Source organism: Lishizhenia sp., assembly GCF_057456495.1.
Window position 1 is genome coordinate 1 of the sequence record NZ_JBVCPV010000068.1, and the last position, 13,993, is coordinate 13,993.

The following is a 13,993-nucleotide window of genomic DNA, read 5'->3' on the forward strand; positions in this document are numbered from 1 at the left end:
GAGAAGGTGATTCTGACGGCGATTTACCGAGTATGTCTATTGATGAATCACAGGTGAAAGCTGTTCCTTCACAGGAAGAGAGTGAAAAGGAGGCCATTAAGCGAGCGTTAAATGTTTTGAAGGTTAGTCTACAAACTCCAAGAGATAAGGTGGTGGCTGAGTATCAACAGCATAAAATGGAAATGATAGACTTGGTTAATTCTAAGTCGGGAAACATTGCTGAAGTTGCTAAGGAAGAGCTGGTTGCACTTGAAAAAGCCGTTAAGGTTTTGGTAAAGGATGTGAGTGAACAAGAATTGAAACCTGAAATTTACGGAACAAAACATAAAACGGCGAAATCCAATAAGTCGAGCTCAGGAGGAGGTATTAAACCTATCGTTTGGGTGTATGCATTTATTGGAATTCTTGTACTTGGAGGAGGTTATTTCTTAATGTCAAGTGGAATATTTGCCAACGATGATCAAAAGGAATTACAAAAAGCGAAATCTTTGATAGAAGATAGTCGTGATTGGCGTGCGGCAGAACCAGTTTTAACCGAACTACTGGAGAGCTCTGTAGACGAAGAAGCACAAATGTATCTCAATATTGTTAAAACAATGAAAAAGGATGAGGTCGAAGACTTCAAAAACAAATTCATTGAGCATAAAAATAGAGGTGAATTAATTGAAGCTGAACATTACTTTAACCAGTACAATGAAATCGTTCCTATGATTAAGAATGATAATGAGTTGTACGTAGAGTGGTTAAAAGTGAAAGGTAATTTGGATGAAATGAAATTGGCTTTTCAATCTGCTATTGACTCTGCCAAAAAGGAAATTAGTATTGCTGCTTTTGATCAAGCAGAGAGTTACCTGCAAAAAGCCAAATCTATTTATCCAGGTTCTGCTGAGGTTACTCCTTTGAGAAAGGAAATAAAAAATATGAGAATAGCCTATAAAGGTTGTTACAAAAAGATGGCAGAAGCTGACGCCATTGTGATGTTATATGCTCCGGGAGAGTCGGAATATGAAAATGCAAAGAAAATGTACCAGGATATTCTTAATGAATGTCCAAACATTCAAGAAGCTAAGGATAAGTTAAATGCATTGAAATAACGTACTATGAAATATCTATTACTACTATTATTTGGATTTACACTGAGTTGGGGAATCGCACAATCTGAAACAGAGATAATTAAAGAGGCGGTGTCGCTGAAGTCAAAAGCTGATAATGCGTATCAATCGGGCGACTACAGAACTGCACTGTCTTACATCAATCAAGCTATAGGGAAGCTGCAGAGTATCAACAAGCCTGCCCCGAAAGCGATGACGGATTTAAAAGGAAAGATTAATACTGCGATAAGTAATCAAGAAAAAGCTGCAGAAATAAAGAAGAAAAAGCAGGAATACGATGATTACCTCCGTAGAGCCAAATCCAGTATTTCTAATCAAAATTATGATCAGGCGAGAAGTTATTTAAATAGTGCGTTGGATGCCTATTCGAGCGGATATGAAGCTAAACGTTTACTGAACGAACTAGACGAAATAAAAAACAGAAATGAGGCTTCATCCTTAGTAAGTAAGGCAGAGCAAGCATTAAATGATGGTGATAAGCGTGAAGCTTTAAGGTTGTATGAGCAGGCAAAACGATTGAATAGCAATGGTGTTTCTCGATATACTATCCAAGAGATAGAAAACGATATAGAAAACTACGATAGGTTAACAAAGGAAGCTGAAAATCATTATTTCGAGGGTAATTATCAAAGAGCTTTAGAGGCCTTAAATAGAGCAAAGCGATACATGACTTTAGAGAGGGATGATGTTGATTTAAGAGATAGGTCTAACTACAAACTCCACCTGGAAAAAGGGGAAAGTTACATGCGCGATTACAACTACGCTGCTGCGGAAAAAGAATTTGAAACTGCAAGTATTTATGCTCCTTCATCGAAGAGTTCCGAAATCAAAAACAAAATTAATAATGCCCGTTATCAGAAATTCATTGAATCAGCGCGTTACGAGTTTGATAATGATAACATGGAAGCGGCACGAACGGCTATTGAAAAGGCAGAAAACATTAAAAGTCTGGACAGTGAAGGGAGAGAATTAAAGCGAAAAATTTATGAAAAGCTAGAAGATATAGTCTGGGCTTCGAAAGACTACCAGCGTTATTTAAATCTTTATCCGAATGGAAGGTATGTTGCAGAAGCTAAACGCGCATTGTATGTGTTTAATTTTAGTGTGGGTGAATCGAATAGGAAATCGCACAATTATGAAAGAGCGATTAGTTACTATAGAGCAGCTCAAAAATATGCAAGTGCCGAAAAATATGCAGAAATCAATAAAAAAATAGCACAGACACAAAGATGGGAACGTGCTGGAGGTGGCACAGAGCTGGATTTCAACTTTGATTTACCACTTGGTTTTGCAGCTACTTCTTTAACCACTTACGATCTATACAACTTCAGCTACTTAGTGGAAGATGAAATTGGGTCAACAAACTATATCGGTGATACTGGAATGGGTTATACCAAACATTCTAAAACATCTGTGTTTACACCTATATCTTTTGGTGTGGATTTGAATACTCCAATACGTATTCCCTCTGTACCTCCATTAAGAGTTTATGCAGGTCTTAATTTCACTTCTTACTCTGTGTTTAACCTTAACCAAATTGAAGCAGTTCAAGACTATGAGATTTATAATGAAGGAGATGTTTATGAACCTACCGGTGAAACAATAGTGGATAGAGATACGCTTTATTTTGGACTGTATAGAAATGGAACCAAGTTTACACAGTTTTCAGGGAAATTAGGAGTAACTCTATTAGATTTTCTTACGGTATATGTTCCTTTTCAAAAGCTTGCGCTCAATGTACAGCCAGGTTTACCTTGTTTAGAATGTTCAGAAGAAGAGGTACAAGTTGGTCAATTTGGTGTAGGGTTAGGGGTGAAACTAGAATATACTACGAGTTATTTTACCTTCTCTGCATTCTGGGAAAATTGGAATAAAAACTTCAACAAAAGCTTAACGAATAACGTGATGTTTGATGGAAGTACTGCAGGTTTAGGGATGTTTAGTCCTAATGCTTTTTCTAGAAATTTAGGAGTCCAAATGGCCTACAGGATCAACAGTGACTTTAGTTTTGGATTGAGGTATGAAAACCCAGTGGTGAGAGGAGAATTTAGAGGAGACGGTTTTGTTAACAAGGAGGTGCATAGCTTCTCTCAACATCTTATTAGAGCACGATTAACTTATAATATTTCCCTTTAATTATGGCACAGATGAAAATAAAACTACTACTTGCATCTATGGCTTTAAGTCTGGGTGTAACGGCTCAAACAACTTTTGGAAACGACCTTATGCGCAGACCTATTAGTGCGCGTGCAGCGGGCTTAGGAAATGCTTATACAGCTGTGGTAAATGATGCTTCGGCAATGTATTGGAACCCTGGTGCTTTGGGAATGTTGCGTTATTCTTCCATTAATATTTCAGGTTGGATGGGTAAGAATTTAACTTCTTTATCTGAAACTAGCTACGGTTCTGTGTATGGGTTTGAAGATGCTACGGTTGAATCGAAGATGAAATTTGGATTCAACGAATTTTCTGTGGCCGTTCCTATTCCTTTTGATACTTATTCTGACTTCTACGTTGTTCCGAGTTTTTCCAGAAGAGAATCAGCAAATGTGGGTGCTTTTGAGGAACTATGGACTATTGAAAGACAGGATGATAATTTTACGACAGCCACGGAGACGATACAATTTGTGCAAGGTGGAGGAAGAAAAGAAACTTCTTTCGGTTTGGGGTTTGGAATTGGTGAAAATATAGGGCTTGGTTTTACATATAATGTTTACGGTGGAGAGTTAGATTATTACATGAATCAAAAGTTTGAATATGGATTCGAAAGTAGTGAAGATGAATTTACTGAGGCTTATATGTATAGCGGTGCATATTATTCATTCGGTTTTAGGGCCTCAACACAAGACGCCTCAGACAGTGAGTTTGATTTATACGAAGACTACGGTGAAGGTGTTGATTTCGGATTTACATTGACTTTCCCGCATCAACGTCAAACAATGTATACCAATGACCTACAGGGTGAGATGACCGTTTTTACAACGGAGCCGGCTAGAATTACTAGTGGATTGGCTTTTCGTTTGACAGACAACCTGTGGTGTTTAGATATGAGTTATGTAGATTACTCCAATGATTTTACAGTCTATAAACAAGGTCCAATGGGACATATGGTTGCTCCAAATAGTAATAGTTTCGATAATATGTTAACGCTTTCTATGGGGTATGAATATTATAAGATGTTTAGATTGGGGTTAATGGGGAGAAACTATCAATATAGAGACGAGGACGGTTTTCAACCTTGGACGGCTACCATAACAACAGGGTTTACTGCTAATTTTTCTGAGACTGTAGTGTGGGATGTAACAGGTCAATTCGAAATCTTTAACCGAGAAGAATTCATCGATTACGGAGATGGAGAAACCTTAGATTATAAAGGAGCGGTTTTTAATCTTTTTTCAACATTGAGAATTATTATTCCTTACTAGGTTATTATAAATAATAAGCCTTGCTCTGGTTTAAGTCACTAATAGCTTTAAGTACGTTGTAGGGTAAAGTATAAGCACTATTAGAGAAATAGCGGTATTGAGAATCTGAACTACTATAGGTGCCAAAACTATCGTAAAAGCTATCGAAAGTGCTTTTTGGTATGATCAGTTCTTCTTCTAATTTTTTAAGTTTTCCTAAAACATCATCGGTGCTGTATGGAACATTAGGGAATTGAACAAAAGCATAGTAGGAGGTTCTTTTTTTCGGTTGGTAGTATAAAAAACCTTTGGTGTAATTGTACCCGCCTCCACTGTAGCTTCCTTCCACAGTGTTGTCTATGAGTTGATAGTTGATTTCCTTTGTTACGAAAAGCATATTCGTAAAGCTGGTAGATTTTAAAGAAAGTTTTACTTTGTTCGTTCCATTAAGGCTACTTTGTGTAAAGCTATTCGCTCTCAATTCATTGGTGAGAGAGTCTTTTACAACAAAATTGTAATCCACCAAACGGCTTAATGTTCCAGTTTGGATATACGGTTGAAAATATTCTTTTTCAAAACTTTGTTCCATTTCTATATCTGCATGCAGCAAGGTCGTATAATAGTAATAGTGGACGTTTTCATCGTAATTTGTATACTGTGTACCATGCCATAGCAATTCGTCTCCATTACCACCTAAGAATACATTGCTGTAATGAATTCCTTTACGAAAAGATAGACTTTGTTTGCCATAACTATTTTTCACCCTAACATTCGTAACATAACTATTAAATTGTTGGGCGTTTTGTGAGTTAAAGGAGATGGTGGATTTATCAATTTTGTTGACAACATATTCACTCGGAATAGTGAATATCATGTATTTATTTCCATAGTAAACAAAGTAGCTTTTTTCTGAACTACTTGTGGTGAGCTTAGCCCTTTCAATGATATACACTCTTCCTTCTTTCAGTTTACCCAGTTTTGCAAGTGTACTTCTAATGGCGGGTTCGTAACGCTCCATTTCTTTTTCCTTGGCCAGTTTGGCTGCAGCTTCTTTTTGTAAAGCAGCTCTTTCAAGTTGTTGTTGCTTTTTGTCAGCAAGTTCTTTTTTTCGAGCGGCTGCAGCTGCTTTGTCTTTGGCTTCTTGGTCTATTGCAGCGTTAATTTTACTGCGGAGTGAAATCATTTCTCCAGGTATATCCATTCCTTCTTTTTTTATGAGAGAAATGGCATTGTTTATTTTGGTTTGCGCAGATCTGTAATTGCCATTATTATATTCAGTTTGCGCTTGGTTTTTGAGTTCCACAGCCTTTAATAAATTAGATTGTGCCTGAACCTGAAAAACGAGAATTAAGGAAAGTAGTAGTAAGAAAAAAGTCTTGGGCATTTTGGAGTGTAGTTAATGCGGTGAAAAATTTATAGTGACCTCAGAGGGGGTAAGTACGGTTATTTCTTCGTACGTCGTAAGGATGTCATTATCTTTTATATTATTGGCTGTAACAAATGGGATTCGAACGTTTCCTACCCAGCGATAATCTGAATAAGTATAGGTGTAAACTTCATTTTTAGCGCTCGTCATTTGATATTCTTCCCCCACTAATAAATTAGTTTGTTTGTTGATCCAAATTTGGGTTTCGTTAGGGATGCGTTTTCCTTTACTGTACAAAGAGTCTCTTTTTACCTTTAGTTTGTAACACTCCTGATTGTTGAAATATTCAGTACCTACATAAGTTATTTTTGTACCTTTCTCCTTGTAGTCAACGTAAGGGTTAAGTCCATCTTTCGATCTTATTTTTTGGTTTTTTTGTTCATCTTCTTCAGAGTATTTAATTCCGTCAACGGAGCTCATCTTGTACCATGATTTATATCCATCATAAGCGAAGGTGTATTTAAAATCATAATCTCCAGAACTTGTCTCAGAAGTAATAATGTAATTACCATTTTTGAGGTGAGTCATTTCGAGAATTACGATTATACCGTTAGATTCTGACTTCCACTTCCTGTTCAATCCATAAATATTATTCCAGGCAGCAGTACCGCCGGTTGCATCTATATATTTGTCTATAATAAGCTGTGCAGAATCTGTGTATGATGTGTTTTTCTTCGGGCTTGTTTTAATAGCTGTAGGCTCACGTTTATCGCTTTGTACCGTTGTAGATTTTTGTTTGTCCAGCTCAGTTTTGATCTTCTCTTTTAGATCGAGTACACGTGAGGGAGCATCCATTTCAAGTCCTTCCAGAATGGATATAGCATTGTTTATCTTAACGAATGCTTTTTTGTATTGCTTTTGCTCGTACAGTGTTTGTGCTTCGTTTGTTAAATCGAGCACGTCACTTACTGAACCTTGCGCAAAAAGGTTGAAGGCCAAAAACAATGGCAGAACGAGGAGAATTAATTTCTGTATCATATTTTACCACATTGTATCACCAAATCCACCAAAGTCGTCTTCAGCAGGTGCTTCCTTCAAACCGGCAGCGATTAATTCATCATCACTATAGTAGCTTTCTAATTCAGAAACTGTAAAGTGATTGGCCAATTCTTCAAGGTTAAAATGGTCTTGTAATTCGTACAATTCAAAGCCTGCATTTACCAATTCACCACAATCAAAGCCTGCATCTACTAATTCGTCACAACTGTAGTAACCCTCTTTCAATTCAGAGGCATCATAACCTCCCTCTTTACATTCTGATGCCGAATAACTTCCATTCAACTCATCTGCGTTATAAATCCCATGTAGTTCTCTTGCTTCATAAGAACCATGAATCTCATCTGCTGCATAAATATCATGAATTTCATTGGCTTCATAATGTCCGTGTATCTCCGAACCATCGTAAACCCCATGAATTTCTTCAGCTGTGTATACTCCATGAATATCTTCGGCCGTATAAGTTCCATGAATCTCACTAGGCTCGTATTGTCCGTGAATGTCCTCAGCCGTGTAATATCCGTGAATTTCATCCGGTGTGTATGTCCCGTGAATTTCTTCGGCAGTGTAATACCCATGAATTTCTTCGGCAGTATAAACCCCGTGAATTTCATCAGCACTGTATACGCCATGTATTTCCTCAGCTGTGTATACGCCATGAATCTCGTCAGCAGTAAATACTTGCTGACCAACAGTTGATGAAAATGCGGTATCGGTTCCTCCACTTCCATCATACATTTCTTGGGCTTCGTATACACCGTGCATCTCTTCAACGCTGTAAACATCTTTTAAATCCACGGAATTGTATACTCCGTGTAATTCTTCAGCGCTAAAGGTACCATGCATTTCCTCAGCGGTATAAACAGGAGCTTCGCCTCCTAAACCAGACATGTCTAAAGGTCCGCCTTGCCCACCTGAACCTAAATAAAGTTCTTCAACACTGTAGGCACCTTTCATTTCATCTGCAGTGTAAACACCGTGTAAATCTATGGCGGTATATACGCCATGTAATTCATCTGCGGTATATACTCCGTGAATATCTTCCGCCTTATAACCGTATCCTTGCGGTCCTCCGGGATAAATATCTTCGGCGGTGTAGACTCCATGAATATCTTCGGCAGTATAAACTCCGTAAATGTCTACGGCTCTAAATACTCCGTGAATATCTTGAGCACTATATACGCCGTGAATTTCCTCAGGAGTATAGATTGGTCCGTTTAATGAATAAATGTCTTCAGCAGTGTAAACCCCGTGAATTTCTTCAGCAGTATAAGACCCGTGTATGTCTTCAGCGGAGTAAACCCCATGTATTTCTGCAGGTGAGTATACTCCGTGTATTTCATGTGCCATATACACCCCGTGAATATCCATAGCTTGATAAACTCCATGAATGTCTTGGGCAAAATACACCCCATGAATATCTTCAGCCTTGTAGACTCCGTATATTTCATTTGCTGAATAATGACCGTAAATCTCATCTGCGGTGTAGTATCCGTATATTTCATCGGCAGGATAAACGCCATGGATATCTTCTCCAGAGTAAACTCCGTGAATATCTGCAGCTGAGTATACCCCGTGAATTTCCTCTGGGGTATAGACTCCATAAATATCTTCTGCTTTATAGACGCCATAAATTTCAGCTGGTGAATAGACGCCATGAATCATATCGGCAGAATAGCCTCCCTCGTAAATTTCTTTTGGGGTGTAAACTCCATGTATATCTTCAGCAGTATACACTCCAACAATTTCATGGGCTTCGTACACCCCATGAATATCTCTTGCTTCGTAAACTCCGTGTATATCGTGAGCTCTGTATACTCCATGAATTTCTTCAGAGCGATATATCGGGTAGATATCCTCAGCTGAGTACACCCCATAAATGTCTTCAGCAGAGTAAGTTCCATGAATGTCTTCAGCTGTATACACTCCATGAATCTCTGCGGGAGAATAGTATCTATATATTTCTTCGGCACTAAAAACTCCGTGAATATCCTCTGCCGTATAAACTCCGTGAATTTCTTCTGGAGAATAGACCCCATGAATATCCTCGGCTGAGTATACTCCGTGTATGTCTTCGGCGGTGTAAACTCTATGAATTTCAGCCGCTGGATAGAATCCATGTATATCCTCGGCAGAATAGATGCCGTATATTTCTTTAGCAGAGTATACCCCGTGTATATCCTCAGCGGTATAAACTCCGTGAATTTCTGCAGGAGAATATTCTCTGTGAATTTCGTCAGCCGAATAAACTCCATGTATTTCCTCTGGTGTATAAACTCCATGTATATCCTCGGAAGAGTAAATGCCATGAATTTCATCTGCGGTATAAACTCCATGAATATCACTTGCTGAATACGAACGGTGAATTTCTTCAGCAGTGTAAACCCCGTGAATTTCATCTGCGGCGTAAATCCCGTGTATCTCATCGGCTTGATAGATCCCATGAATTTCCTCAGGAGTGTATATTCCATGTATTTCTTCTGGACTATATGCTTTGTGAATTTCTTCGGCAGAGTATACCCCGTGAATCTCTTCAGCGGTGTATACCCCTTGGATATCTTCGGCGGAGTAAACCCCATGAATTTCCTCAGGGGTGTATACCCCATGAATTTCTTGAGGGCTAAATGATCTGTATATTTCTTCTGGTGAGTATACTCCATGCAGTTCTTCGGCTGAGAATATGCCGTGTAAACTATCCGCTTTATAAACCCCATGGATTTCCTCAGGTGTGTAAACCCCATGAATTTCTTCCGGACTATATGCTCTGTGAATCTCATCTGCGGAATAAACACCATGCAGTTCTTGTGCGCTGTAAATACCGTGTAATTCTTCAGCTTTGTACACCCCATGTAATTCGCTTGCAGAGAAAACACCATGCATTTCGGCTACAGATAGACTGCCTTTTAATTCACTGGCTTCGAAAACGCTGTGTAATTCCTCTACACTGTAGGCTTGGGCTAGATCTTCTACACTGTATACATCTTTAAGTTCAGCTGCACTATGACTTGTACGTAATTCTTCAACAGAATAAGTACCATGGAGTTCTTCTGGAGAATAAACGCCTTTAACCTCAGTACCGTCAACTTCCCCATGTATCTCGCTAGCATCAAAAGATGGTTTTAGTTCATCCAGCGAATACGCGGTTCGTAATTCTGTGAAAGAATAGTGATTTCTTAACTCCTCAACAGTGTAAATATCTTTAAGATCACTCACTGAGTATCCGTTCTGCTTCATTTCTAAAATAGATGCAGTACCCGTATTGGTTCTAGTAGTAGCCATATTCAGATGTATTGTTATTTTTGTGTAAAAGACTCGCTATGAAGGCAACCTCGTCATTAACAAAACTACGAAATATTCATAAGGAAATAAAAAAGTTAATTGAGGATATCTCTATCCAAAATAATGCTAATTATTTATTTCAACCCATTGAAGATCTTTGGCGCACTTCGGAGGAAAGTAAGTTAAGAATAGATGTGTTGATTGTTGACAAAGAAAAAGAGATAGCTTTAGTTCAACGATTAATTTCAGATTTTTCATCTGCTGAGCTGGAAGAGCTTAAGGAAAAGGGAAAAATAGAGATAGATCGAGGTGAGATTAATTACAGATTACATGACGAAGAGCATTTTCCTGCAAAGAGTACGAAGTCTTTACCGTACTTATTGAAAGTGATTTTATGTAATCCAGAAGGTCAAGACAAAGAGGATTTAAGCTATTATTTTCAACGCTTTGCGAAAGAATCATCTTTAACTTTCGTAGCGGGAGGAAGTAAGGAGTTTCAACGTTGGGCGAAATCCCAAATCGTTCGTATGACGTGGAGGGTAAATCTTGTGGATGAGGATCAAAACCTTGCCGAGCACCTTGCTAAATTTATTGAGGAAGCTGATTTGGTTAACCTTATTGCAATGAATTTGGGTACCCGTAAAATACTTAGTGCAATAGAGTCTACTATAGAAAATGAATATAAAGATTTAAGCGCCAGAAAGATATCCGTTCAAAATGATCACATGAAGCTCAAGAAAATGGGTGCTCAGCGTGTTGGGCAAAATTTATTCTCGAGTTTAAAATCTAATTTACAAAGAAGTTTTTCGGAGTTTGAAAATGGTATTAACGAGCGTTTTGGGGAGCTTACTAAAAACCAACCCGGTTCGCTTTATGCATTTATCGTCGATCAAATAGATGGTATCCATCAGTTAGAAGAGGTAACTGCGGGAGGAGAAACGAAATACATGTTGCCCAGCGCTACTTTGGTTGAATTGGAAACACAAGCGAGGGCAGGATTTGAAGAGCATTTACAGCATGATGTAGCTTCTCTGAACGATTATCTTGATATAACCATAGACGAGGTTAATCACTCCTTTGATGAAAATGATTTAAGCAATTTTAATGTTGCGGTACAAAAGCTGAGTAAGGCCGATGTTCAATTAATGTTGAATGATCAATTTAGGTTTGATAAACAACATGAAGCCAAACCTCTGAAGAAAGGTTTTATGAGTTTCTTTAGTGCGGTGAGACAGCCGTATATGATAATTATCATGATGGTCGGGATCTTAGGTAGAGTAATACCTGATATGAATCTTTGGCAGCAATGGTGGTTTATTGCTATTATTATTTTAGCGCTTGCAGGAGGATTATATTTTGCCATTAAAGGTGCACAGAAAAAGAAACAAGAAACAGAAGCTGAAGAGTTGAAAAAGGTTTCGCAGTGGCTGAAAGCTGAATATAAAAGAATTTTCTCAACAATAGAAAAGGATTGGAAGTCAAAGTATTTTTCACATGCTAAAAATCAATTTTCTGAGATTTTACGTCAGTTAGAAATAGACTTAAAGAATTATCAACAAGATAGATCTGAAAGTATTTCCGAAGAAACTAATCTGACACAACGTAAGATTCAAACCTTGGAAACTTTCGATAAAAAATTAAAAGAATCGCAACGTCAAAAAGCGAAAATAACAACAGATTTAAGTAGCTTGGGAACAGAACTCAAACAGAACTTTTTAAAACTTGAACTTTAATATATGTTAATAGGAATTGACCTGGGTACAACCTTTTCATTGGCAGCGACAGTAGGTCGTAACGGGGAGCCAATATTACTTCCTGATAATTCCAACAAGAACTTATTTCACACTCCTTCGGCTGTCCATATTGATGGAGACACTGCCTACATCGGTAATGTAATTGAAGCCCGATTAGAGCAGAATCCAGGTTTACCCGTAATTCGGTTTTTTAAGAGAAGTTTTGGTGAAAAAAAACCGTTGTATATCGATAGTGATCAAACGCCTTGGTATCCCGAAAGTTTGGCAGCATTGATCTTAAAGAAATTAATGATTGATGCGGAAACCTATACTTCTCAACCCGTTGAAGGTGCTGTAATTACTGTGCCCGCCCATTTTAATGATAAGCAACGTAAATGTGTATTGAATGCTGCATCTTTGATTAATTTAAAGGTGTTAGCACTTTTGGAAGAGCCTATTGCTGCGGCTATGCACTATGGGATAATGAATAAGAAATACGACAAGACCATACTCGTTTATGATTTAGGTGGAGGTACATTTGACGTTTCTGTTTTGACCATGAATGCAGAAGGAATTTTTGTAATGGGTAAGGATGGTTTAACAGAACTTGGAGGAAAAGAGTTTGATGAGGCTATTGGTCAAATAATTCTTGAGCAGTTTAAAGAGGAGCTTGGTTATGACCTCGTTCTTGATGCTAGAGGGCTGCTTCATTTAAGAAGAATTTCTGAGGAAATTAAAGTAGAGCTCTCTGTACCCGGAACAACGTTCGTGGAGAAAGTATGTGTGCTTGGGAAGCATTCCATGGAAGTGCACATTTCTCGTAAAGGTTTTGAAAAAGCTATTACCTCCCTAATTGAACAAACTGAGGAAGTTGTACAGCGTTGTATTAAAAGTGTTGGGATAGATAATGTAGATGTTGATACGGTTATTTTAGTAGGAGGGTCTTCTATGATTCCCTTTATTAAAAAACGTCTGAAAGCCTTGTTTAATGGAGAACATCAAGAGATACATGCTCACGAACCTATGAAGGCTGTGACATTTGGGGCAGCTTTACATGCTGTTCAGCTTTCTGGGAAGAAAGTTGATTATGAAATACCACCTGAATTAAGAGGGGTAACAGGTTATAACTTAGGAGTTCGTGCTATGAATCCAAAAACAGGAAGAGTAGTAATTGATAACTTGGTAAAGAAAAATATGCCGTTGCCTTCTATAAAGGAGAAAACGTATTACACGACAAGTGAAGATCAAAAGCGTATGCGATTGGAAATTATTCAGTACCTAAAAAAGGGGGAAGAGGAACAAAGCCTTGGAAACTTAGTAATAGGTCCATTGCCCTCCAATCAGGCGAATTACCCGATTAATGTGAAAATAGAGAATAGGAAAGATGGTACGGTTTGGTTTAGAGCAGTTGATCCTAATTCAGGGATGGAAATAGAAAAAGTATTTGGAGATGATGAAGAGGGGGGAGGTTCACTTACGCGTCAGAAGGCACTTGTGAATTCAACCATCATTATAGGCTCTGTTTAATAGGATTTTTAAAGAAAAGATAAAGCCCTGCGCGCATACACAGGGCTTTTTTTAAGTGAGCCATTTAATGGAAGAACAGTTCATCAAACGCTAAACCTACTGTTTGACGACCCTAAATTCTGTCCTTCTATTTTCTTCGTGTTCGATGTCTGAACAATACACACCTTCGACACATTTGTTAATCGGTTCACTCTCACCGTAGCCTTTCCAAGTTAATCTATCTGGATCAATACCTTTACTGATGAGGTAGTCTACAACAGACTTGGCTCTTCTATTAGATAGGTATTGGTTGTAATATCTTTTACCACGCACATCCGTATGTGATCCCAATTGAATTTCAATGTTTGGATTATCTTTTAAGATTTTAGCCAAACTATCTAGAACTGGAGTCGCATCTGCACGTATGTTCCATTTGTCGAAATCATAGTAAATGTTGTTTAAGACAATAGGTTTGTTAATGATGATTTCTTCCATTTCGAAATCAGCATATAGATCTGTAGAATAACGTAATCCTAC

General features: G+C 38.1%; 9 protein-coding genes. 5 read left to right on the forward strand and 4 right to left on the reverse strand.

The features are described 5' to 3' along the window. The 3 genes from AC22ZQ_RS06685 to AC22ZQ_RS06695 form a co-directional block, all read left to right on the forward strand. Positions 1–1,094, forward strand: a 1,094-nt coding sequence (locus AC22ZQ_RS06685; protein ID WP_318958007.1) for a hypothetical protein, incomplete at its 5' end; no start/stop codon positions are given. A 6-nt stretch (positions 1,095–1,100) separates the two neighbouring features. Further along, positions 1,101–3,248, forward strand: coding sequence for a tetratricopeptide repeat protein (locus AC22ZQ_RS06690; protein WP_318958008.1), 2,148 nt, complete (start codon positions 1,101–1,103; stop codon positions 3,246–3,248). 11 nt (positions 3,249–3,259) lie between these two features. Continuing rightward, positions 3,260–4,537: a hypothetical protein gene (locus tag AC22ZQ_RS06695; protein WP_318958009.1), complete on the forward strand. Its 1,278-nt coding sequence runs from the start codon at positions 3,260–3,262 to the stop codon at positions 4,535–4,537. A 4-nt stretch (positions 4,538–4,541) separates the two neighbouring features. Here AC22ZQ_RS06695 and AC22ZQ_RS06700 read toward each other — a convergent pair whose 3' ends face one another. Genes AC22ZQ_RS06700 through AC22ZQ_RS06710 form a run of 3 tightly spaced genes read right to left on the reverse strand, consistent with a single transcriptional unit; the run spans position 4,542 to position 10,217 of the window. Next, positions 4,542–5,900 (reverse strand): hypothetical protein, encoded by a 1,359-nt coding sequence (locus AC22ZQ_RS06700; protein ID WP_318958010.1) that lies wholly within the window; start codon positions 5,898–5,900, stop codon positions 4,542–4,544. Between the two features lie 12 nt (positions 5,901–5,912). Next, positions 5,913–6,920, reverse strand: a complete 1,008-nt coding sequence (locus AC22ZQ_RS06705; RefSeq protein ID WP_318958011.1) for a hypothetical protein — start codon at positions 6,918–6,920, stop codon at positions 5,913–5,915. A 3-nt stretch (positions 6,921–6,923) separates the two neighbouring features. Continuing rightward, positions 6,924–10,217, reverse strand: coding sequence for a DUF4573 domain-containing protein (locus AC22ZQ_RS06710; protein ID WP_318958012.1), 3,294 nt, complete (start codon positions 10,215–10,217; stop codon positions 6,924–6,926). A gap of 38 nt (positions 10,218–10,255) precedes the next feature. Between AC22ZQ_RS06710 and AC22ZQ_RS06715 the strand changes: the two genes are divergently transcribed. Together AC22ZQ_RS06715 and AC22ZQ_RS06720 are read left to right on the forward strand one after the other, a co-directional pair. Continuing rightward, positions 10,256–11,950: a hypothetical protein gene (locus AC22ZQ_RS06715; RefSeq protein ID WP_318958013.1), complete on the forward strand. Its 1,695-nt coding sequence runs from the start codon at positions 10,256–10,258 to the stop codon at positions 11,948–11,950. 3 nt (positions 11,951–11,953) lie between these two features. Next, entirely contained in the window at positions 11,954–13,477 is a 1,524-nt protein-coding gene (locus AC22ZQ_RS06720) for an Hsp70 family protein (RefSeq protein ID WP_318958014.1), read from the forward strand. A gap of 96 nt (positions 13,478–13,573) precedes the next feature. Here the strand turns inward: AC22ZQ_RS06720 and AC22ZQ_RS06725 are convergent. Further along, a partial coding sequence (locus tag AC22ZQ_RS06725; protein ID WP_318958015.1) for an OmpA family protein occupies positions 13,574–13,993 on the reverse strand: 420 nt, incomplete at its 5' end.

What these genes read in the sequence shown, in the direction of transcription:
- AC22ZQ_RS06710 (WP_318958012.1), bottom strand. Translation starts at nt 10,217, where the DNA reads ATGGCTACTACTAGAACCAATACGGGTACTGCATCTATTTTAGAAATG.
- AC22ZQ_RS06715 (WP_318958013.1), top strand. Translation starts at nt 10,256, where the DNA reads ATGAAGGCAACCTCGTCATTAACAAAACTACGAAATATTCATAAGGAA.
- AC22ZQ_RS06720 (WP_318958014.1), top strand. Translation starts at nt 11,954, where the DNA reads ATGTTAATAGGAATTGACCTGGGTACAACCTTTTCATTGGCAGCGACA.
- AC22ZQ_RS06690 (WP_318958008.1), top strand. Translation starts at nt 1,101, where the DNA reads ATGAAATATCTATTACTACTATTATTTGGATTTACACTGAGTTGGGGA.
- AC22ZQ_RS06695 (WP_318958009.1), top strand. Translation starts at nt 3,260, where the DNA reads ATGAAAATAAAACTACTACTTGCATCTATGGCTTTAAGTCTGGGTGTA.
- AC22ZQ_RS06700 (WP_318958010.1), bottom strand. Translation starts at nt 5,900, where the DNA reads ATGCCCAAGACTTTTTTCTTACTACTACTTTCCTTAATTCTCGTTTTT.
- AC22ZQ_RS06705 (WP_318958011.1), bottom strand. Translation starts at nt 6,920, where the DNA reads ATGATACAGAAATTAATTCTCCTCGTTCTGCCATTGTTTTTGGCCTTC.